Raw genomic sequence first — 23,373 nt, 5'->3', positions numbered from 1 at the left:
CTACTCTTCTCCCTGTCTTTGAAGTGGTAAAGTCAGCTTAACGAAAAACCCCTGTTGTTCTTCCCCGTCAATGGTAAGCCCAGATTCCTTTCCATATAACAGTTGCAGTCGCTCGTGAACATTTGATAAGGCCATTCCATTGTGTTTTTCTGATGATATTGTTTTTTGTTTTTCTATCAAACTATTAAGCTTTGTTAATTGTTGTGGGGTTATACCTTGCCCATTATCTCTGATAGTGATTATTACTTGCTTGTCCTTTGAACAAGCCTTAATCCAGATATGGCCCCCCTCATTGAGGTTTCCGTGAACAATAGCGTTCTCCACGAGAGGCTGCAGTACCAGTTTAGGAATAAGCACATCCTGTAGTGTCCTTTCGACCTCTTCATGATATCGAAGTTGCTCTCCAATCCGTACCCTTTGTATGGCCACGTATGAACGAATAAATGATAACTCATCCTTAAGGGTGACGATTTTTGCAGAATTGTCGATGGTATACCTGAGCAATTTACCAAGAGATGCCACCATGTCAGATATCTCAAAATTCCCTTTTGTGATCGCTAACATATTGATAGATTCCAAAGTGTTATAGAGGAAGTGCGGGTTCATCTGACTTTGCAGTGCCCTGATCTCCGCTTCCTTTTCCCGTAAACTGGTCTTGTACACCTCTGTGACTAGTCGCTCAATTTCATTGATCATATGGTTAAACCCTTTGCCTAGCTCGCCGAGTTCATCATTGGAATTGATGGTAACCCGCTCTGCAAAGTTCCCTTTTTCTACCTTCACCATGGCTTCTCTAAGCTTATGAATCGATCCTACTAGTGGTTTAGACAATAAGAATCCTAATAAAAATGAGATGAGGATGCCTATGAACACAATCAAAAACATAACCTTCCGCAGATGATTCACCTCACTAAAGACACTTTGACGTGGCGTTAGCATGATCGTTTTCACTCCAGAATAGGATGACTGCTTATACACCATCATATAGTCCGTTCCATTAATTGGAATGCTGGTATAGTTGCGTACTTTAATGTTTTCGATATCTGTTAGAAAGGAAGACTCAATCATTTTTTCCTCCTTATTTGGGTAAATAAATTCGTTATTTTCATCAAGGATAAAAATCTGACTCTTCTCATCAGGGTTACTGACTATATCTTTTATTAACTCTTGTTTTAAATCAATTTTGATGATGCCCAGTGGCTCATATGTAGAAGTGTCGCGAATGAGCCTGGCGACTGAAAATACTGAGGTGTTTTTATCTAAATAATAATTCGGCCGATGAAGTGGCAAAAGAACCCACTCCCCATCCGCTTTCCTTATTTGCTTAATCCATTCATTATCTGTTTCGAAAACCTTTAATAGAACTGTGTTTGAATCTAAATTACTAAAAATCGTTCCGTCATTTGCCATAATATGAATGCCTCTAATCTCGTTTCTCATATGGATTAGACTTGAAATATATCTCCACATTGGAACTCTTTCTGCTGCTGGCGGAAAAGAGGTATCCTCTCGCTGTTCTCGATGAGATATTAAAATATCCAATATTTCCTGGTCATATAACGGCGACAAGGAAATAATCTGCATCTCTTTTAAGTAACGATTTAAATTTTGATTGATTTGATCAGCCAATTGGATTTGGTATTTTTCAGTTCTTTCCTGACTTGATTTTGAAAATTGATAATAGGTAACGGTTCCTAGAATCATAGCTGTGAGCAGGATGAGTAATGAAAAAACTAGGATTAATTTCGCACGATAAGGGAGGGAGAGCAGAAATTTTTTCAAGATTTGATCAAAATTCTTCATATTATTTATTTTCCCCTTAGAATTAATGATAATATAGCTTTCTACGTTTTTATCGGTAATCCTTTTACAGAAAGTAATATTTATAGAAGCAAAGGTAGAAGCAAAGGGACGGTTCTTCTGCTTCCTTCGGTTACCGAAGGAAGCATGAGAACCGTCCCTTTGTTTTACAAGCCGAAAAACCGTTTCCGATTGGAAACGGCTTTTGAGTTAGACCCCCAAAACTCATATTCTATCTATATCGTTTTCACAGCATGAAACGCCTGCTTTAGGGCATTGGCTGCTTGGTTAATCGCGACATGTGCCTGCATTAGTACTCCCGGCATCCAGAAGAATCCGTGAATCATTCCGGAATAGCGCGTCGCTTCAACAGGTACACCTGCGGCTTTCAAGCGTTCTGCATAGGCTTCCCCTTCATCACGCAGCGGGTCAAAACCTGCCGTGATCACCAATGCTGGCGGAAGCCCGCATACATCCTCGGCCAATAATGGCGAAGCATATGGATTTTTCCCGTCCTGCTCATCTCGCAGATAATGGTTCCAGAACCATTCCATCGTATTCTTCGTTAAAAAGTAACCTTCTGCATTCTCCCGATAAGACGCTGTGTCATATGCGTGATTGGTTACTGGATAAATCAGCATTTGATACGCTAGAGAAGGTCCTCCCTGCTCTCTTGCCATCAAACACACAACCGCAGCAAGGTTGCCACCCGCACTGTCACCGCCAACCGCAATACGTTCAGCATCAACCCCAATCAATGAAGCATTTTCAGCCACCCATTTCACTGCAGCATACGAATCCTCAATGGCTGTCGGGAATTTGTGTTCTGGTGCTAACCTGTAGTCAACCGATACCACGACACAGCCCGCTCGATTTGCTAACATCCGGCAAGGTACATCAACGGTATCCAGATTTCCAATGACCCAGCCTCCTCCATGATAGTAAACTAAAGCTGGGAATGGACCTTCACCCTCTGGCGTGTAAATCCGAACAGGGATTTCCCCACCGTCGACTGGAATCATTCTATTTTCTACCTTCGCTACTTGCTCTGGGACTCCTGCAAGCAGCCGGAAATCGGCAGCCATTCTCGCCATCTCAGGTGTAAGTTGCTCCATCGGCGGTGCACCTAAAGATTCTAATTGTTTTAAAATAAACCATGCCTGCGGATCGATATTCTCTTTGAAGAATCCTTCCTTCACTAAACTTTCATCCGTACCGCTTGGTGATAATACGGAAGTAAACCCTTCATAACCCCTTGACACCACGTCATCACAAATTAACCGATAAAGCCCTACTCCCCCTGCAAAGGCAAGGAAACCACGCGGCTTGCCTTCAATATTAGCACCCATATACCAAGAATCAGTCTTGGTCAAGAGCGACATGTCAGCAATTCCCTGGCATTGCTGGCTCCAGAATTCTTCCGCTTCAGCAGTTGCCTCAAACGCCTCGAGCTGATGTTCACGCAGATAATCGATACAATCGGCTACCCATTCAACGTGCTGTTCAATGGATACCATCATGTTACTGAGCACAGAAGGACTTTGAGGTCCGGTTAGCATAAACATGTTTGGAAAACCGGAAGTGGCAAGTCCAAGATACGTCTTTAACTCAGCACCGTCCGCCCACTTTTCCTTGAGCGACACATCATTCTTGCCGCGGATATCAATTTTAAATAAAGGACCTGTCATCGCGTCAAAGCCGGTTGCAAATACGAGGACATCACACTCATGCTCAGCATTTGTCGTCTTGATCCCATTTGGAGTAAGTTCCACAATCGATTCTTCCTTCAAGTCCACAAGTGAGACATTCGCTCTGTTATAGGTCTCAAAGTAGTCGGTATCGATGATTGGTCGTTTGGTCGCGTAGTAATAGGTAGGCATTAGCTTAGCTGCGACTTCGGGGTCTTGGACAATTTGTTTAATCTTGCTGCGGATAAAGGATGCTGCGGTTTCATTTGATTCAGGAAGCAGGCCGATGTCATTATAGTTGTAGGCCATCGCAAATAAACCGCCCTCCTGCCACGCCTTTTCATAAAGATGCTCTCGTTCTTCAGGAGAATCCTCTAGTGCCGACCGCATCCGAGGTGCGGATGGTACCCCGTGCATGCTATAACGCATTAACTGTTTGATTTCATCGTAATTTTCCCTTGTCTGACTAATCATCTCAGATACAATTGGGTGATTTTTTGCTGGACAGCTATACTGTGGTGTCCGCTGAAACACGGTAAGGTGCCCGGCTTCTTTGGCAATCACTGGGATCGCTTGAATGCCGCTTGATCCGGTTCCAATCACCCCTACTCGCTTTCCTGTGAAATCCACTTTTTCATGAGGCCATCTTCCAGTGTGAAACACTTCGCCCTTGAAGCTGTCTAACCCTTTAAAGTTTGGTATGTTAGAAGAAGAAAGACACCCGATTGCGTTGATAAAGTACTCTGCGATCACTGGTGTACCATCTTCCAAGCGAATTTCCCAGTTGCGGTTTTGCTCGTTGTAGTGGGCAGCGGTTACTCGTGTCTGAAACTGGATATTCCTTCGTAAATCTAGTTTATCCGCTACAAAGTTGATGTAGCTTAATATTTCCGGCTGCTCCGCATATCTTGAAGACCAGGTCCATTCGTTCAAGATTTCCTTTGAAAAAGTATAATTATAGTAGATACTTTCAATGTCACAGCGTGCACCCGGATAGCGGTTCCAATACCAGGTACCTCCGACATCCTCCCCTGCTTCAAAAACACGTACGGAATAACCCGCCTCACGTAATTTATGAAGCATGTACAATCCAGAGAAACCAGCCCCCACCACAACCGCATCAAACACCTGAACGTTTTGTTGATTTAATGTCATTCTCAAAAGCCTCCTTTAAATAAAATTAGACAGGGGGACGGTTCTCCTGCTCACCTAACTTCCTCTATGTAGTTTGGTTCAATATAAATGAAATTGTCGTGTCAGTAGAACCGTCCCTTCGTCCTCCTTCGTCCTTACGTTTATCTTGTAAGCGTTTACAATTATATTCTACCAACAGGAATATAATTCCTTTTTATGGTTTGTGTTTTCTATGATTTTTTTAATTCTCTCTTAATAATCCAGTTAAAAAGGCTTTAAGGAGCTTTGCTCTTTAAAGCCTTTCTATCTATTCTCCTATTAAGTCCCTTCTAACAGGTGTAAATGTATCTAAAAGTACAGACTCGACAAGTGCTGTTACACCATGCCTGGCATTACTCGGAATATAAATTGTCTCTCCTTGTGTGATCACCGTTTCTTTCCCATCTATTCGAAATGCAATTTTTCCTTTTAAGCAGTAACTCATTTGTTCATGAACATGACTATGCTCATAACCTTCTGCCCCTTTTTCAAAGTGAACCTCCATCATCATCAGTCCTTCACCTGGAGTAAATATTTTACGCCTAACACCAGGCTCCGCATTTTCCCATTCATTAATTTTCCCCATAACTCCCTCTCCCCTTTTTAGATATCAAAGCTTTTATCTCCTGAAGATTTTCACATCAGGAATATGATTTCGCCTCACCTTTTACGACCAAGCTTTCCGCCTTCGTAAATACCTGGTAAGAAACATACATCACGAAATACGCGAGAAGACTAACACTAAAGAATGGAATAACCCCAGGAAGAATGGATAGAAGTAAGTATAAAATAAACATTCCGATCATCATTCCAAACGTAAAATGTGGATACGATGCACCTAATACCAAAGCATATTTTATATATTTAAGAGTTTTCCAGTCATATTGTACATATACCGGAAAAATGTAAAGCAAAATAATGATAAAGAAGAAACCTACTGCGAGAACACTAAAACGCAGCAATACTAACAACAAACCCTCCGCAGGTATGAAGGCTAAGTCAACATATAGGATATAGCCACATAAAAATAAAAGGAGTCCGAGAATGTTAGATTTTATGAACTCCTTGCGAAAGGTTTTCCAAAAGGTCTGAAAGATGGGAAACTCGGTTTGTCCCAAAACCCATTTGCGGGTAATCGCAAAAAGCGAAACTGTAGCTGGCATAAACCCAAAGACAACTAAACCAGCTAACGAAAAAACAAGCCAAAGGAAATTCACATAGGCAAATCTAGAAATCCATTCACTAATTAGAAAAAATCTACCTGACAAACCTCCTAATTTCATTACTGTGCCCTCCTTAAAACAGAAGGATGAACAAAACTGTCCACCCTCCAGTTGTCTATTAAAATAGCTTTTCTATTTCCATGCATGCTAGAATAAACGCTCCTGCTCCATGTAAATCATTTTCACTGCGCTCCCGGTTGATATAGTAGTCAAATACACCTATGGAAGTACCGATACAAATATCTTTAATGACAACCGATTGGTCGGTTTCTTCTATTTTATTATCGATTAATCCTTGAAATCCTTTTTTAACGACTTCAGCAAATTCAACGTCCACATACTGATTATTTACTGCTTTAGCGATAGTATATAGAAACAAACTGGAAGCAGAAGATTCAAGCCAATTTCCTTCATGTGAGCCTTTGTCTACAACCTGATACCAAAGACCTGATTTCTCGTCTTGAAACTTTGTCAATGATACAACGAGATCTTGAATCACTCCAATCCATTCTAAGCGTTTTGGATGGTCTTCGGGCAGCAAGTCAATCATGTCAATAACCGCAAGTCCATACCAGCCAAGTGCCCGTCCCCAAAATTCAGGTGCAGTGTTAGTAGCCTGCTTTGCCCAAGGTGTTTCACCTTTCTCATCCCAGCCATGATAATAAAGTCCAGTTTTCTCATCCTTCGTATGCTTTCTCATTAATGCTTCCTGTTGAACGACCATATCCACAAGTTCTGACTCGTTACATTCATTTGCGTAATGTAAAGCAAATGGTCCGCCCATATATAAGCCATCTAACCACATTTGATATGGATATTTATCCTTGTGCCAAAATCCGCCTTCACTCGTCTTATTAATCGTGTTATATAAATGTCGAAGCTTTTCAGCCACAATTTTATACTTGGCTTCACCAGTTTCTTGATACAGTGGAAACAATAATAGTCCTGCCTGGATGGAATCCAGTTCATCTCTTCTAAAATAAAAGTTCCCGTGTTCGTCAATTAAATTATCGACATATTGTTTCGCATATTGAAAATACTGATCCTTCTTTGTTTTCTCCCATACACGCATCATTCCACAAAGGAAAACGCCCTGATGATAATGCCATGCACTTGCTGGCGGCAGTTCCTCTGGTGTAAATTTAGTCATGATCGTATCGCACAGTTTCTCTGCCCAATATATTGGCGTTGTTACTTTTACTTTATCCCCCATTACATAATCATCCTTTCAGCCACATTTTTTGTAAGCTGCGCCAACTATTTGGTCAGCCCCGAATGGTCTGTCATTCTAGAACATAGCTCGTTTATCTCAACGTCCTTTATTCTGATCTTAATGATCTTACTGTACCTTACAAATGAAATCACATCTACAATCATCTAGACAGAATAATATATTGATAGGATATCAGGGGCTGTAATCAGCCAAAACCTAATATATTGAATATAATATAAGAAAATGATTATACCCATTTTGTCCATATTTCATTTATAATGAAGATATTACCTTACTTACCTTATAAAACTAATTATGTAAGGAGGATTAAATGAAGAATAAATCAACCAAATTTTATTTAAAGCTAATGACATTCATTATCGTATTGTCGACATTACCTGTTATTGTTTTAGGGATCTTCTCTTACTTAAAATCCTCTGAGGTAATTCAAGATAATGTTGCGAAAGAAAAAGAACAAAGGATCTACCAGATTCAAACAAACGTAGAACAAGTACTTAAAACTGTTGATCACTCCTTAACCCATTTTGTTACTTCCTCACAACTGCGGGAAACTTTGAATGAACCTTTGGCGGCTGAGCAGTTCCAGCTTTACAATCAAATTAGAGAAGAATTAAGCCACCTTCAAACGTTTGATACTGGGTTAAACGATGTATTATTAGTTAGCCTTGCGGAAAATTGGCTAATCAATAACAAGGGACTTCAAAGACTTACGATGGAACAAAACAAAGAGATTAATGACAAATACATGTCACAGCCAAACCGCTCCACCTGGGTCTTAGATAAAAAAGCAGATGATCTTTTTGATTCTGAATCAGAAGGCTCGGGTTCATGTACATATCATATTAATCTAATAAAACAGTTGCCTTTAAATAGTGTAACTAAGACAGGTGTGTCAGTTGCCACCATTCCAATTTGTACATTTTCAGGGATCCTTTCCCAAAACTCTGAACTTGAGACTACCATCATTTTGGACGAAAAGTTTCAAGTAATCGGTCATAGTAATTTCGGCAATATCGGGAAAGATTTTTCAAATGAGGATTTTACTAAAAGTTTATTAGCGATTGATACTAACTCTGGTCAGTATGACATGGAAATAAGTGAAACCGATTACAAGGTTACTTATCGAAAATCCATCTATAACGGTTGGACTTATCTCTCGTTAATTAAAATCAGTGACCTGAACAAACAATCCATCTCAATCGGCTGGTTTACACTTTATATATGTACATTTCTACTTATTTTATCCTTAACGGTTTCATTAGTAGGTTCAAATCGGATCTACAGGCCTGTTCGTCAATTACAAGAAGTCATCATCAATAAGTTTCATCATAAGCCGGAGATTAAGCCAAAGAATGAATTTGAGTTGATTGAAAAGCAAATTGAACATATGTTGGAGCAAAATACACAGCTCGAAGAAAAAGTACAAGGTCAAGTCACTCAATTAAAACAGTTTTTTATGGTCAGACTCCTTCAGGGAAAAGTAAATTTGGACGAACTGTCTACTAGACTTGCCTCGTTTGGATTCAACCAAACCTGGAAAAGGCTATGTGTTTTTACCCTGCAAATTGATACACTTGAAGGAACAAATTACGATAAAAAAGAAGAGGATTTACTGCTATTTACGATTAATACCATGATCGAGGATATTGTACCAAACGAAAATCGGTTTATTCCAATCGTGATGAATCGTACACAAGCTACGCTTCTTTTAAGTACCCATGAGTCGGAAGGGGAATATACGTATTACATTAATCAACTGGCTCAGACCATTCAAACAAAGGTGAAAGAAGAATTATACATTCCAGTAAGTATTGGCATAAGTCTTCCTTTTGCGAATCTTGAGTCAACCGTGCATGCTTTCAAGGAAGGACAAGAAGCATTAAAATACACGTTAAAATTTGGAACGGAATCGATTATCTTCTTTGAAAACTTAGAAAGAGCTACATCATTTTACACCTTTTATCCGAAGCAAATTGAAAATGGGTTATTTGATGCGATTAAGGTATGTGATAAGGAAAAGGTGGATGAAATTCTGGGCCTTTTCCTAAATTCAATCCTTGAGAAAGACTTAAACCATACCCAATATCAAATCTCGATTGTCAGGTTATTAAATGATTTGATTGAATTAATGCAGACATTAGGTATTGATATTATTGAGATGGATAATAAAAAATCATTATTTGACCATCTTTATGAATTAAAGACATTTGATGAAGTGAAGCATTGGTTTAAGAGTGATATTATCCATCCATTAATGACCAAGATTGAGGAACGAACAGAATCGCAATATAAAAATCTTTCAGATAAAATGATTCATATCATTCAACAGGAGTTTGACCAGGAAATTACACTTGAATCCATTGCGACAAGACTTCACTACAACCCTAACTATTTAAGCAGCATTTTCCGCAAGGAGACGAACATTTCGTTCAGTGAATACGTAGCGTTATACCGTCTAAACATGGCAAAGAAATGGCTGCTGGAAACCGATCTGTCTGTCAAAGAAATATCCGAAAAACTCAAGTATAACAATTCACAGAATTTTATCCGATCCTTCAGGAAAATTGAAGGAACGACACCAGGAAAGTACAGAGAATTAAAAAAGGCACAATAAAACATGAAAAGCGGGAGCTGTCTTAGGCATGACAGGACTCCCGCTTTTATTTATTGTGTTGCATTTAATTGAGCATTAAATTCGTAAATAATTTCATTTCCACCATTCATTCTCCATGTTTGAACCTCTTGATAAAACTCTTCTTTATCAATTTTTCCAATTATATAATTGATCGTGGCAGCATCAATAAGGTTTTGGAGCTTACTTCCCTTCTCTGAAAAGGTAGGAGAAAATAAAGGCTCAGCAGGGTTTGAGATGGAGATGCTTTCATTATCCTTTACCAAGGCATCAAATTTAATCCGTAATGGATCGTTCGTATTAGTATAAGTTCGGTTATGGATACTGATCAATGATTGATAAGGTTTGACGTTCGATTCTAAATCATGAAGATTTTCTTCCATTTTCAGATAACTTCCATCCGGGCTCTTTTGATAATGTACTCCCTCGATCCCAATCTCTAATAAAGTAACGATATCCTCTTCTATCATCCTATCCATAAAGAAAAGAATTTTTTTCAGTTCATCCTCTGTTTTTATGGATGACTTTGGAAAAACAAACATGCCGGCATGTCCGCCACTAGCCCAAACGCGTTCTTCACCGTCAGTTCCCTTGATGCGATTCACAACATCGATCTCAAAGGGTTGGTCTAATTTCATGGCAGCGTTTTTCATATTAATGGCATCCACCATATTTCCTACATAGATTCCTGCTTTCCCTCTTATAAATAAATCCTGTTGCTGCGTTTTACTTGTAATTGGAAAATCACGGTTGATTAAGTTCCCGTCATATAGACTTTTCATATATTCCATCGTCTTCATATATTCCTCTGTTTCAAAGTCAGGAACGAGTTTGCCATCTATGATTCCCCATTCATTAGGGGTTCCCATATAGGATGATAGAGTTTTAAATACGCCATATGTTAAATCATACCGGTCAGTAAATCCAATCGTATCATTATTGCCATTTTGGTCAGGATCCATAAATGTAAAAGCGTGTGCGATTTGGTATAAATCATCCACTGTCTTCGGCATGGCCAAACCTACATTTTCAAGCCAATCCGTACGAATGATAACCCCTTGCCTTGAAAGAGGCCGTTCACGATAGATACCGAATAGCTTTCCTTCAAACAATATATTTTTGATTACGGTTTCATTCATTTCTCGAAGATTTGGGTATTCATGTATATAAGGGCCAATCTCCCAGAACATATCTGATTTAAATGAATTTAATACTGAAGAAGACTTTAGGTTCGTTAAGGTAACAATTTTAGGTAATTTCCCCGAGGCTAAAGCTGCATAAACTCGATCATTCTCAATTGCATCTGGGACCCATGTTATCTCTAGCTTTGTATTGGTTAATTTTTCAATTTCCTTAATAATCTTATCGTTTGGAGGTTGTTCCTCATACAGCGTAGTCATCCAATCTATATTTGTTATCGAGATTTCTTCCCCTACTGCTTGTTGTTTCAAACAACCTGAAAGCGACGGGACAATCAGTACCCAAATCAGCAAGACACATAAGTTTTTCTGCATCATGACAAGTCCTCCAAGAAAAAATGATAACGCTTTCGCTGGTTCACAAAAAAGAAACTCTTTTAAAAGAGTTTGAATATTAGCAATTAACTTTAACTATACTATAATTTTTTGTATTCTTTTTCTATTTTATCTTACCTTTCTTTCTTTTAGCAAGAGAAACATCTAAAGATTCAGAGTATTATGATAAAATAAAACTAAACTAACTTAAAAAGAAAGGTGTAAAAAACATGCTAGAGCTTACCGTTTGTAAAGCCGGTACGGGGGATTTTACCAGTATTCAAGAGGCTATTAACCAAGTCCGTGTACACCCTCTCGAACCAGTAACCATCTACATAAAAAATGGAAAATACGAGGAACAGATCATTGTTCCAGATAATAAACCCGATATTCGAATCGTCGGTGAAAGTGTGAATGAAACCGTTATTTCGGGAAGTCTCTATGCCGAAATGATCGATTCTGAAAATAAAAAGCTTGGAACATTTCGAACCCCCGTTGTTTCAATCCATGCCGACAATTTTTATATGGAAAACCTGACTGTAGAAAATACTGCCGGGTACGGAAATGAAATTGTCCAGGCATTGGCCCTGTATATTTCAGGTGATTGCATGGTTTTTAAAAATATAAGATTGCTAGGAAATCAAGATACTTTATATTCAAGCAGGGGCCGTCAATATTTTTTTAATTGTTACATCGAAGGGCACGTAGATTTTATCTTCGGCTCTGGTACGATGGTATTTGATCAATGTGAAATACACAGTTTGCGACAAGGATATATTACAGCTGCGTCAACGCCGAAGGAAATAAAGTATGGTTTCTTGTTCTTCGATTGCAGGCTTACGGGATCCGCAGATAAGAATTCTGTGTTCTTAGGAAGACCGTGGAGACCTTACGCCCATACTGTTTTTGTTCGAACATGGATGGGTCCGCATATTAAACGTGAAGGCTGGGATAACTGGCGGAATGAGGATAACGAAAAGACGGTTCGTTATGCAGAATATAACAGCACTGGTCCAGGTGCCTCTGATAATGAAAGAGAAACCTGGTCTTCTTTATTAGGGGAAAAAGAAGTGGAACAGCTAACAATGGGAGAAATCTTTCGCGGCTGGAACGATTGGAAACCACAATAAAAACAAATAAAAAGGGCAGCTAATCACTAGCTGCCCTTTTATCATCGTCTCAGAATTGTTCAGGGATCAGAATCGGATTTTGATAATGTCCATCTCCCAGGTCCGCGGACCAAATTGGTTTATTCTTTTCACCAATCACATTCATCCCCCCTACTCATGTTTTCCAAGGTATTATACAACCAGTCAAACGATTCCACCCCACTAATCTCGTGCCTGCCTTCAAAAAAATGGGTGTGAAATTGATTGGCTGAATGGAAATCAGCGTATATCTTTTGAATAGACGTAACGGCTGTCTTCACTTCCTTCAGAGGGAATAGAGGATCGTTTATTCCTGCTTCAATGAATAAACACTTAGGTGCAATCGAACCAACCAACTCCGGCATTTCGGCAAGCTCAAGAATTCCGGGAATGTAATTATCGAGACAGTGATGCCGGTCCATAATACTTCCTTTAAAAGTGTTTGTATATCCCGATATAACGGTCGCTCTTATTCGGTCATCCAAGATGGATGTAAAAGCCGCTACCAGACCACCGCCTGAGAAACCAAAACATCCAACTTTTTCAGGATGTACATCATCCAATTTCATGACATAATCTAGTACTCTTTGAGTTTCGAAAACTCGTAAACCCGCTAATGTTTTTCCCATCAGTAACAGCTGACTGGCGATCGAAAAACATGAATTACTAGTGGCGGAGTCTGTATGATCTTCCTTTGATAATTTCCTTTCCCCAAACCCAATGATTTCTGGAGCAACCACAACCATCCCTTTTTGTACAAGTTGAACTGCCAGATTGTTATGAATCCCCGGATTCTTATCGTTATCCGTCCCGTCAGGATGAAGTCCAACCAGTTCTCTGCTGCCATACCCATGCCCGTGTAACGCCAAAACGGCGGGTAACCTGCTATTTTCTTTCCCTTTCGGAATTAATACATAAGTCGGGATCCTTAAGGAATCAATCGAAGGGATCTCTATTCTATATCTGACATAATCCTTTTTTTCTATTTTTTCTAGAAAAATGGGCTTTTGTTCCAACTTTCCTGAAATAGAAAACTCACCTAACCGTTCTTGAAAGCGAGCTTTAAGTTGATTTTTCCAGTGAATATTATAGGCTCCAGTATGCTGATTTACGGTTTGATCGTAAAGCATCTCTAAATATTCCTCTATCCCTAACAAGACAAGATCACTCCTATTTATTAAACTGATATTTGATAAGGATCGCCACAGACGAGTACCTTCTCTTTACTGTCTTCATCCACCTGTATGTAAGAGTCAGACATCGCTCTTGCTTGACGGCCATCGACTGAAACGTCCCTTACTTTAACAAGTTGTATGATTGGCGTATTCTTATGAACTCTTTTCATCGTTACACTCTCAATTTCAACATCAGAGGCATTTTCCAACTTTACGGCTGACCCTTGACGCGTTTCAATTCGAACGCGGTCTAATACCATGCCATCCACATATTTACAGAAGACTCCTTCACCAGCCATAAAAATGGCTTCTTTCACCATATCCGGTTCGCCCCCCTGTTCCTCTGGGTCATTTGTCATTTCGATTGTCAGATGACTTATTGAAATATCTTTAACCGGCATCTCAGGTAAACCGTAAATAAATACAGCTGCAGCCCGGCAATTTTTTGCTGTCACATGACTAATTTGTACATGCTCAATAATTGGAGTTTTTTCACTAATTGGAATAGCCTCCAGGCTGTTTATGGTTTCGTCTGTTTCATCAACACCATGTCGATAAAATGAGTTAATCGTAAGTGGACAAAAAACATCTTCCATATAAATGTTGTTAACTAGGATGTTTTTTATGTATCCCCCCCGTGCACGGTTCGTTTTAAAACGAATTCCTCTGTCTGTCCCGATGAAAACGCAGTTAGATACGGTAACATTCCGAATTCCGCCTGAGTTTTCACTTCCAAATACGACACCGCCATGTCCCCGCTGCATGGTACAGTTTGTCACCGTTACATTTTCGGTGGGCCTTCCGACTCTTCTCCCATCTTCATTGATACCGGATTTCAAGCATAAACAGTCATCACCTACATCAAAATGACAATTTGAAATCCGGACGTTCGAGCATGAGTCGATATCAAAACCATCGCCATTTGGTGTATTGGACGGATTTTTAAATGTAACACCATGAACACTTACATCATTGCAATATACAAGATGGGTATTCCAAAAAGGAGAGTTTTTTAGCGTAATTCCCTCTATTTTTACATGCTCACAATGAATGAATTGCAGGAGCGGAGGCCGTAAAAATTGTGATTCCCACTCAACTAAATTTGTATTTAAAAGACCAATGAGTTCATGATTGAGCCTAGTGATTTCTTTCGTACGCACAGTGGTAAAGGACTCTCCTTTTCTCAACCTGCGGTTCACTTTCCACCACGCTTCCCCCTGTCCATCAAAACAGCCTTCTCCTTTAATCGTTACATTTTGCAGTCCATCACCAAAAATTAACGGTGAAAATCCATAGCATTCATAGCCAGACCATCTTGTTTTAACAGTAGGATAGCTGTCAAAGTCATCTTTAAATAAAACAGTTGCACCAGCATCCACATATAATGTCATGTTACTTCTAAGGTTAATGGGACCCGTTACATACGTTCCTGCAGGAATATAAACGGTTCCCCCGCCGCCTGCTTCACAATTTTCAATGGCTGCCACAATGGCTTCTGTATCATCTGTTACTCCATCACCTTTTGCTCCGTAAATGGTAACATTGTAAAAGATCATTTCTCTTTCCCCCTTCATCATGGGCAAACTCTGTATTCAAACTGTTTAAAATATGCCTTTCCGTTTCCGGTCACATCCAGTCCGATTCGGAGGCTCAAAAAGCCTCCAAATGTATTATGATGGAAGCCTGAAGCATCCAGCACTTTATCATACTTTTTCCATTGCCCATTTTCCTCTTTATAATAAAACGAAACGATATGTTCATCGTTTTTTATTCGCAAACGTATCGACCTTCCTTCATACGGCTCGACACGATAATGTTTAAAGGTTCTAAAATGGCGAACTCCTTCCCTTGATACTGATAGTCCTAAGTAGTTTGACTGATCATAAAACAGCATAAATTTTGCTTCAGCATCTCCTTTAACCATCACATCAATTTCGGCTTCATAGGAACGATGACCTGCCATATACAAGATGGGATAAATGGAGCCATCTTTACCTGTAACTGTCAATGAACCGTCTACTGGAAGAAACCGTTCTTTTTCCGGATGACCTAACCACTGCCAATGAAGACCTAGTTTCCTCGAATCAAAATAATCCTTTTGCGGGAAGCCGTGTGAGCCCTTTTTACCTTCAGGCATTTTGATGGGCCGATCTGGACGGATTCCGTCCACTACCTTGGGCCAGCCATCCTCTGTCCATTCGATAGGCACTAGCATAGAATGTCGGCCTAGCGTATGAAAGCTGTTTTCATATGCATGATAAACCATCCACCACTCGCCGTTTGGAGTATCAATCAATGTTCCATGCCCCTGTGACCACCAGTACTCTTCCTTTGAGGAGGTTTTTAGAATAGGATTATGTGGTGAGTGCTCCCATGGACCCCATGGTGTTTTTGAGCGTGAAGCTGCCACCATGTGACTAGTAGGGGGACCTGCAGTTCCTCCAACGGCAATTAGTAAATAATAATACCCGTTGTAGTACCTAAGTTTAGGACCTTCAGGGCTAAATGCCTCCACCTCCCAGTCTTCTGGATATGTCCACGGTTCATACACTTTCCGGACCTCCCCAGCAACAGATAATCCATCGTCAGAAAGCTCAACCATATGACCATCAGATAAATGCAAATAGCGTTTTTGATCAGGTCCTACTACATGGCCAGGGTCGATGTGTGAGGTATGGAGATTAATCGGTTTACTCCATGGTCCTCTAGGGTCCTTTGCAGTCGTAACCCAGTTTGTTTTATCAGCAGGAAAATAGATATAATACATATCCTTGTAATGGACGAAATCAGGAGCCCATACATTCCCATTGAATTCAGTCAGAGCAGAGCCGATTGGTTCCCAATTTACGAGATTGGTAGAATGCCAAACAAGTAAGCCTGGAACATACTGATAAGACGTATTAACCATATAATAGTCGTTTTCAACACGTATAATCGACGGATCTGCATAGTTTCCTCTTAAAATTGGATTCATAAATGTCCCGTTTTTTAAATCCGCACACCCACTATTTCCATCTAATTCATTGATAGACATTTTTATCTCTCCCATAGCTTTTATATAATTTAGCTGCTAGAATGCAAGTTTACCTTAGAATTGACAAGTCTTCTCCTTGCTAAATACGGAATCAGCAGCTGAATCGTCATAACGGAAATAATAATCCATGGAACAGTCACTGTATTGATCTCTTTCGAAAAAGTCATAAAAAGGACAATTCCTAGGCCTCTTCCCAGATTAATAATAGACTCTCGCAACACAACAGACTCCACTCGAAAATTTTCTTTAAGGGGCAAAACATCCATCCAATTAAAGTAATGAGCCGCATAAGCATTGGCCTGCAGCGGTTTAAATAATGAACTGATTGACATAAACAAAACAACAGTCCAGATTGAAAGTTCAAATAATAAAAAGATGGATGAAAAAATAAAACCAATTGCCGAAATTGTTAAGTATTTCACCGTGGATTCTGAATTAGCCATCCGGGAAATCACATAACTGGAAATAATCGTGAGGCTCAAAAAAACAACATTTAAGTACCCGACAAACTGTTCCTCTGGGAAAATGTTATATAACAAAATAGGAGGGATATACATTAAGATTCCTTGAGGAAAGCCGATGAAAAACCATCCAAGTAAAGAATTAAAGAATTCTGGCTTTCTTTTTAGGATTAGTGGTAAATATTTCATGTAATATTCTTTGTGGTGTACCGTTTCTTTTTTAATTCGCATACTGCCAATAGCAGAAACGATAAACATTAAAAAGGTAAGTGAAAATACGATTATGTATCCTTTCATTTCACTATTTACACTAATAATGAAACCTGCCAGTGCCGGCCCGATCAAATTGGCGCCGCTCATCACGATTTGATTCCAGCCTAAATAGCGATGGCGGTTCTGGTTATTTGATACTTCATGGGCTATTGTAAAATATCCCAGCCAGTATAAGGCTTGTGATACCCCTTTCAAAATAGCAAACAGGGAAAAGTAATGAATAATATTCTCCTGAGTCAAAATGATACCTAAATAAAACAATGCCGTTAAGAAAATCCCGTATCGATATGGAATTAAGCGATCCTTCTTCTTGGCATATTTCCCCATCAAAAAGGTGGCAATAGCCTGAGACAGGATCGCAATTAAGTTGAAAAGCCCATTAATAAACAAATCATTTGTCAAACGCCAAAGATATAAATTAATAAAAATGAGTGATAACGAGTTACCAAATTGATAGATTGTATGAATGACGAGTGTAATAACCGCCTGTTCAGATAACCTTTTTTCCTTTGATAATGTAAATATCCCCATGAATCACGATCACTTCTTTCTTTATAGGAGCTGATAAAATCCAGCAGATTCTCTTAAAGGAGCAATGGGCATACCTGCTAGTTTATACAGCTGTTGGCGAATGAGGGTAGTTTGAGTGCTTGCATTCATATCCCCTTCATAAAGCCCATTACTTAAGTAAACAGGCTTTGGCATATATGGATACCGCTCGCCTTTTTTGACTTGTGCGACATTGGGAGCAGGAGGTGATGACTCCATCTCTCTTGAGAACGCTCCGTCCTTCCTTTTTAGTCGTGCCATATTGTGAATCGTAATCTCCATGATCTCCATTAATTCTTTAGGTTGAATCGGCAAATTAGCATAGGCTAATAGATCAATAGGATTCCGTATATAACACATGTCATTCGCCTCTTCATTACGAAGGCAATGAAGAATACTCTGATAAATACGGTCCGTATTCGGCATTGGAATATTAAATCTGTTGTAAAAGGTATGCAGTTTAAATGTTCCGGATATTCGAACATATAGGCTGCCCTCTCCCCACAGCCCTGTTTCCGGATCCTGAATACATTCTAAAAATTGGATAGCTTCCTTAAGAAATGGAGCTTGTTTTTCCTTATCCATTTGGCCAATATATACACAGGAGGTAGCTAAAAGATCGCATCCTCTCCAGCTATTGCTTAGATCGATACTTTTCCATTTTTCTAAATAAACTCCTGGGGTTTTCACATAATCAGGAGCTGCCTTCGCCTTTAATGGTAAAGGGTATAATGGTTCGCTCCCCAGTTTTTCAAGGGCTCCGGTTGAATAGCCAATTGCTCGGTGCACCATCACCTCATCGTTTTTCATTGCTGCATTTTCATCGAAAAAATAACCAGTTTCAGGGTCCTGCTTACTCCTAAAGAATTGAATCAATTTCTCCTTCATTTTTTGAGGCATACTTTCTAGCAATTGATTCCTCGTTAAAATATTTAAGGCTTGAGCGGTGGATTCGATATCAGGAAGGAACCTGTCATCATAAATAGAGCTCTTCGCATAATAAAACCCTCCAGTATGATGATCAAATTGTCCTGCAAGCCATTGAAAGAACCCATCAAATAATTCTTCTAAGCGATTGAATCGGTCGACATATTCTTGATCTTTTATCATCTTTTCACCTCTTACTATAAAGTGATGGACTATTCCTTGATTGAACCTAGTAGTGCACCCTTTGTAAAATGCTTTTGCAAGAATGGGTATACCAATAGCACTGGTAAAGTAGCTACTACTATTACCGCCATTTTGACTGTCAGTTCAGGTGGAGGAACGTCTGTAAACTCTGAACCATCGTAATTTAACCCGGTTGCCAATACAACAATTTGACGCAATAGTACCTGTACCGGCCATAGAGCAGAATTGTTCAAGTATAAAATAGCATGCATGTAAGTGTTCCAATACGTTACCGCGTAGAAAAGTGAAATGGTTGCAATCGCTGGCATTGAACAAGGGATAATAATTCGAAATAGGATGCCAAAATCATTACAGCCGTCAATTTTTGCGGCATCCTCTAAGGAATCCGGTAGTGCCTGGAAAAAGCTCTTTAAAATAATCATGTTAAACACGTTAATGGAAACCGGAATAATTAAGGCAAGCAGTGAATCCAGTAATCCTGTATGTTTTACAATTAAGAAGGTAGGAATCATTCCACCATTGAATAACATCGTAAATACAACAAAGAACATGATGAATCGTTTCCCAACTAAATCCTTACGGGAAAGACCGTAAGCTGTAAGTATCGACAAAAACATACTCCAGACAGTTCCTCCCGCAGTAACCCCTATCGATATCAAAAGTGAACGGAAGATGGTATCGGTCGAGAAAATGTACTTGTAAGCAGCTAAACTCCATTCCGTTGGGAATAAAACAAACTGTTTTTCAGCCAATTCAGCACTCGTTGTGAATGAGCTGGCAATAACATGGATAAAGGGAAGTACTGTAACTAATGCAATTATTATCAGCAAAAACATATTGGTGTAATTAAATATGCGGCTGCCTAATGATTTGTCTTCAACCATTGTTGTCCCTCCTAATGTAATTAGTAGATTCCTTCTTGACCGTTTCTCTTGGCCAGCCAGTTTGCAAACATAACTAAGATAAGCCCTACAATTCCTTTAAAAAATCCAACTGCTGTACTGTAACTGTACTGACCTTGCTTCAATCCGGCGATATATACATACGTGTCAAAGATCTCAGCTACTTCGCGGTTTGCAGAATTTAATAATAGATACACGTGTTCAAAACCAAGCTCTAGAACATCACCTATTTTTAAGATTAATAGGATGATAATGACACTCTTAATGGAAGGTAAAGTTATATGCCACATCTGTTTGAAACGGTTAGCTCCATCCATTCTTGCCGCTTCATATAATTGAGGATCGATGGATGCCATCGCAGCCAGGTATATGATCGTGCCCCATCCTGCTTCTCTCCAGATGACCTGGGTAATATAGGTTGGACGGAACCAGTCAGGATTAAGAAGGAAGTTGACCTTTTCAAACCCAAGAGCTACCAAGAGTCCATTTATCATCCCGCCATCAAGCGTTAACATAACATAACCGATGGATACAATAATTACCCATGACATAAAATGCGGAATATAAATTAATGTTTGAACCGTTCTTTTGAAAGCCATGAAACGTATTTCATTCAGCATTAACGCTAAAATGATCGGAATTGGAAAGAAAAGAACTATGTTTAATGCAAATAAAATAATGGTATTGCTGAAAATCATCCAGAAATCAGGCTCTGAAAATAATCTTCTGAAATGTTCTAGACCTACCCATTCACTCCCCATAATACCTTTATATGGTTTATAATCCTGAAACGCAATGACGAGACCATACATCGGAATGTACTTATAAATAATGAAGTAAAGAATACCCGGAAGGATCATTAAGTAAATTAATTTATTCTTTTTAATTTTCCTCATTAACTCTGTACGTCGTTCTTGCTTATGTAACACTGGATCTTTTTCAACAACTAAATCAGTGTTCATTTACATCATCCTCTCTGTGTAATGTGCCGGGCTGACCATTCCATTGAAGAGTCAGCCCTTCCATCCTTTAATACCGTTACCTATTATTTGGATTTAGCATAAGAATCATTAAATTCTTTGATAACTTGGTCTCCACCTTGACTTTTCCAATTTTCTACCGCTTTATCAAAGCCGGCTTTGTCAAGTTGCCCAAGCATATACTTATATGTCGCATCAATGATAATTTGACTCAGTCTTTCACCCTTTTCAATAAACGTCGCTGAATCTAATGGAGCAGCAGGGTCGTGAATTAGATATTTTTCATTGTCAACGATGAGCTCCTCAGCTTTTGCTTTTACTTCATACGTATGGAAACCATCATATCTTCCATTTGTGGTTGGTTCACCAATTTCAATTGCCTGATAAGGCTTCACTTCACGGTCAGTCAAGTCAGTATCTTCAATTGGTTTTGCCAGTCCATTTTCGACCGAATAATGTTCTCCTTCAAGTCCCCAGAAAATTAGGTTTGCATTTGCAGGATCCATTAATTCATTAAAGAAGCTTAATGCACTTTTTAATTGTTGTTCGTCTTTAACTGATGATTTAGGGAATAACACGAGAGACCCATAACCAGGAATAGCCCATACTCCAAATTTGCCATCCGGCCCCTTAATATTATTGTGAACATCTAACACGATATTTGGATTGAGTTTCACAGCATCTGCATGCAGGCTTACAACATCCGCCATAGAACCAACATACATTCCAGCAGTCCCATTTTTAAATAATGCTTGCTGGTCAGGCTTACTTGTAACTGGGAAGTCCTGGTTCATATACCCTTTAGCCCGAAGATCCCTAAAGAAATCCATAGTCTCTACATACTCTGGGAACATAAATTCTGGAAGTAATTCCCCACCCTTTTCTCCCCATCCGTTTGGTGTCCCAAACCATGAAGCAACGGTTTTAAATGCACCATAAATTAAATCGCTGCGGTCTGTAAGTCCGAAGGTATCTTTTTTTCCATTCCCATCCGGATCATCCTCTGTAAACGCTCTTGCCATTTCCGCAAATTCTTCCGTTGTTGTTGGAGTGGATATCCCCAGTTTATCTGCCCAGTCTTTACGGAAAATTAATCCTTGACGTGATAATGGTCTTCCCTGATACAAGGCAAAGACTTTTCCGTCAACAGCTGTATTTTTCAATACTTCTTCCTTTAATTTACTTAAATTCTCATATTCACTTAAGTATGGTCCGATTTCCCAGAATTGGTCATCACGGATTGCTTCTTTAAATTGAAGATACGTAGTTTGGTTTTTCATGAATACTGCTTGTGGAAATGATCCTGTTGCAAATGCTGTACTTAATTTTTCTTCATAACTGCTGTCAGGAACCCACTGAATTTCAAGCTCCGTATTTGTCTTTTCTTCTAACTGCTTTTCAATTTTGTCTGAAGGTACCTCTGGAGTGTGTAGGTTTGCCATGATTGATAACTTGAACGGCTCATTACTCTTTTCAACCTCTGACTGGTTACCCTCCGATTTTGTTCCAGATGAATTGTTTGAAGCGCTTTCATTTGAACATGCCGCTAATGATCCAAGTCCTAATGAAAGAGCACAAAACGTGGTAAGAAATTTTCTTGAACGAATCATTTTACATCCCCCTGTTTCATATTTTGTTGTGTCTTGCACATTATCAGCTTAATTGAAACGCTTTCATTTCGTATATAATCACTATCTTACATCCCTTGATAACAGTGCTGTTTTAGCTTGTTTTAACGTAGGACCTAACAAAATGATTATCCGTTTACAGAAGATTTAAAATAATCTTTCTCTACTAGCTACTTAATTGAACACACCCTCTAAATATTTTTTTACATTTCCAATAGTGTTTTATCTCATCTATCATCAAACCCATTTATAAAACCGCTTAAATTGGAGTAAATGTAATAATGATTATTTCATTTTGAAAAGAATGCTTTTACTAGAAGCACTTTTGTGAGAAATTAAAAAACGAGCAATCCTAATGGATTGCTCGTCAGATTGTCGAGAAAGGGTAGTTTTCTCGGCAATTTTTCATTTTGTTTGATTTAAAAATTGATTGTTTTTGATTTAATTGCCTATGCACCAAGGCCTGTTGATTTCCCCTCCAGATGCTTCGCTTTCCGCGGGCGTGCCGGGGAGCCTCCTCGTCGCTAAGCTGAGGGCACTGAAAAAGTCCTTTGTTTTGAGGCAGTTGAAGGTTGATTTTATCAACCCTTCAACTGCTTTTTATTTTATAATTAAGGTAACAAGACTTTAAAGGTGGTACCGAAATGATTTCCTTTCAAGATTCATTCAATCTTAGCCCATATATAGGAATTTATGATCTCATTGTTCCAAAAGATAATATGCTTCGCCAAATTAAAGAACTAGTCGACTTTTCATTCATAATTGAAGAATTAAAAGATAAATATTGTCTGGATAACGGTCGCAATGCCGTGCCACCAATTCGATCGA

Annotated in this window: 17 protein-coding genes and 1 pseudogene; 3 read left to right on the top strand and 15 right to left on the bottom strand. The window is 39.1% G+C overall.

Annotated features, from left to right (window positions below; genetic code table 11):
• The 6 genes and pseudogenes from BTR25_RS19285 to BTR25_RS19260 form a co-directional block, all read right to left on the bottom strand.
• Entirely contained in the window at positions 1-1,803 is a 1,803-nt protein-coding gene (locus tag BTR25_RS19285) for a cache domain-containing sensor histidine kinase (RefSeq protein ID WP_083652471.1), read from the bottom strand.
• 233 nt (positions 1,804-2,036) lie between these two features.
• On the bottom strand, positions 2,037-2,915 hold the full coding sequence (locus BTR25_RS28780; protein WP_483295272.1) for an alpha/beta hydrolase: 879 nt from the start codon (positions 2,913-2,915) through the stop codon (positions 2,037-2,039).
• A gap of 1,047 nt (positions 2,916-3,962) precedes the next feature.
• Positions 3,963-4,643, bottom strand: a pseudogene (locus BTR25_RS28775) (flavin-containing monooxygenase); the annotation flags it as partial.
• 286 nt (positions 4,644-4,929) lie between these two features.
• Positions 4,930-5,247 carry a cupin domain-containing protein gene (locus tag BTR25_RS19270; protein ID WP_075689657.1) on the bottom strand — a complete coding sequence of 106 codons (318 nt, stop codon included), beginning with the start codon at positions 5,245-5,247 and terminating at the stop codon, positions 4,930-4,932.
• A 55-nt stretch (positions 5,248-5,302) separates the two neighbouring features.
• On the bottom strand, positions 5,303-5,944 hold the full coding sequence (locus BTR25_RS19265; protein ID WP_075689656.1) for a YesL family protein: 642 nt from the start codon (positions 5,942-5,944) through the stop codon (positions 5,303-5,305).
• 58 nt (positions 5,945-6,002) lie between these two features.
• Positions 6,003-7,097 (bottom strand): glycoside hydrolase family 88/105 protein, encoded by a 1,095-nt coding sequence (locus BTR25_RS19260; protein ID WP_075689655.1) that lies wholly within the window; start codon positions 7,095-7,097, stop codon positions 6,003-6,005.
• A gap of 331 nt (positions 7,098-7,428) precedes the next feature.
• Between BTR25_RS19260 and BTR25_RS19255 the strand changes: the two genes are divergently transcribed.
• Entirely contained in the window at positions 7,429-9,732 is a 2,304-nt protein-coding gene (locus BTR25_RS19255) for a helix-turn-helix domain-containing protein (RefSeq protein ID WP_075689654.1), read from the top strand.
• A 50-nt stretch (positions 9,733-9,782) separates the two neighbouring features.
• Here the strand turns inward: BTR25_RS19255 and BTR25_RS19250 are convergent, their stop codons facing one another.
• Positions 9,783-11,267 (bottom strand): extracellular solute-binding protein, encoded by a 1,485-nt coding sequence (locus BTR25_RS19250; RefSeq protein WP_075689653.1) that lies wholly within the window; start codon positions 11,265-11,267, stop codon positions 9,783-9,785.
• A 227-nt stretch (positions 11,268-11,494) separates the two neighbouring features.
• Between BTR25_RS19250 and BTR25_RS19245 the strand changes: the two genes are divergently transcribed.
• A complete protein-coding gene (locus BTR25_RS19245) occupies positions 11,495-12,394 on the top strand; it encodes a pectinesterase family protein (RefSeq protein ID WP_075689652.1) in 900 nt (299 codons plus the stop codon).
• A 128-nt stretch (positions 12,395-12,522) separates the two neighbouring features.
• On the opposite strand, the gene BTR25_RS19240 is transcribed toward BTR25_RS19245, so the two are convergent.
• From BTR25_RS19240 to BTR25_RS19205, 8 genes are all read right to left on the bottom strand, one after another.
• A complete protein-coding gene (locus tag BTR25_RS19240; protein ID WP_139311288.1) occupies positions 12,523-13,569 on the bottom strand; it encodes a dienelactone hydrolase family protein in 1,047 nt (348 codons plus the stop codon).
• Between the two features lie 20 nt (positions 13,570-13,589).
• Positions 13,590-15,143: a glycoside hydrolase family 28 protein gene (locus BTR25_RS19235; protein ID WP_075689651.1), complete on the bottom strand. Its 1,554-nt coding sequence runs from the start codon at positions 15,141-15,143 to the stop codon at positions 13,590-13,592.
• A 17-nt stretch (positions 15,144-15,160) separates the two neighbouring features.
• Entirely contained in the window at positions 15,161-16,621 is a 1,461-nt protein-coding gene (locus BTR25_RS19230; RefSeq protein ID WP_075689650.1) for a family 43 glycosylhydrolase, read from the bottom strand.
• Between the two features lie 29 nt (positions 16,622-16,650).
• Positions 16,651-17,886, bottom strand: coding sequence for an MFS transporter (locus tag BTR25_RS19225; RefSeq protein ID WP_075689649.1), 1,236 nt, complete (start codon positions 17,884-17,886; stop codon positions 16,651-16,653).
• A 21-nt stretch (positions 17,887-17,907) separates the two neighbouring features.
• Positions 17,908-19,014 (bottom strand): prenyltransferase/squalene oxidase repeat-containing protein, encoded by a 1,107-nt coding sequence (locus BTR25_RS19220; protein WP_075689648.1) that lies wholly within the window; start codon positions 19,012-19,014, stop codon positions 17,908-17,910.
• A 29-nt stretch (positions 19,015-19,043) separates the two neighbouring features.
• Complete coding sequence (locus BTR25_RS19215; protein ID WP_075689647.1) at positions 19,044-19,919, bottom strand: carbohydrate ABC transporter permease; 876 nt, start codon at positions 19,917-19,919, stop codon at positions 19,044-19,046.
• A 20-nt stretch (positions 19,920-19,939) separates the two neighbouring features.
• Complete coding sequence (locus BTR25_RS19210) at positions 19,940-20,899, bottom strand: ABC transporter permease (protein ID WP_075689646.1); 960 nt, start codon at positions 20,897-20,899, stop codon at positions 19,940-19,942.
• A gap of 83 nt (positions 20,900-20,982) precedes the next feature.
• Positions 20,983-22,527: an extracellular solute-binding protein gene (locus BTR25_RS19205; RefSeq protein WP_075689645.1), complete on the bottom strand. Its 1,545-nt coding sequence runs from the start codon at positions 22,525-22,527 to the stop codon at positions 20,983-20,985.
• Between the two features lie 662 nt (positions 22,528-23,189).
• Between BTR25_RS19205 and BTR25_RS19200 the strand changes: the two genes are divergently transcribed.
• Positions 23,190-23,373 (top strand): transposase (locus BTR25_RS19200; RefSeq protein WP_483295270.1); only part of this gene is annotated, 184 nt, incomplete at its 3' end.

It is taken from the genome of Bacillus sp. MRMR6 (assembly GCF_001940785.1).
Classification (GTDB): Bacteria; Bacillota; Bacilli; order Bacillales; family Cytobacillaceae; genus Neobacillus.
Note: the sequence above shows the minus strand (reverse complement) of the source record. Positions and strands in the feature narration are given on the sequence as shown.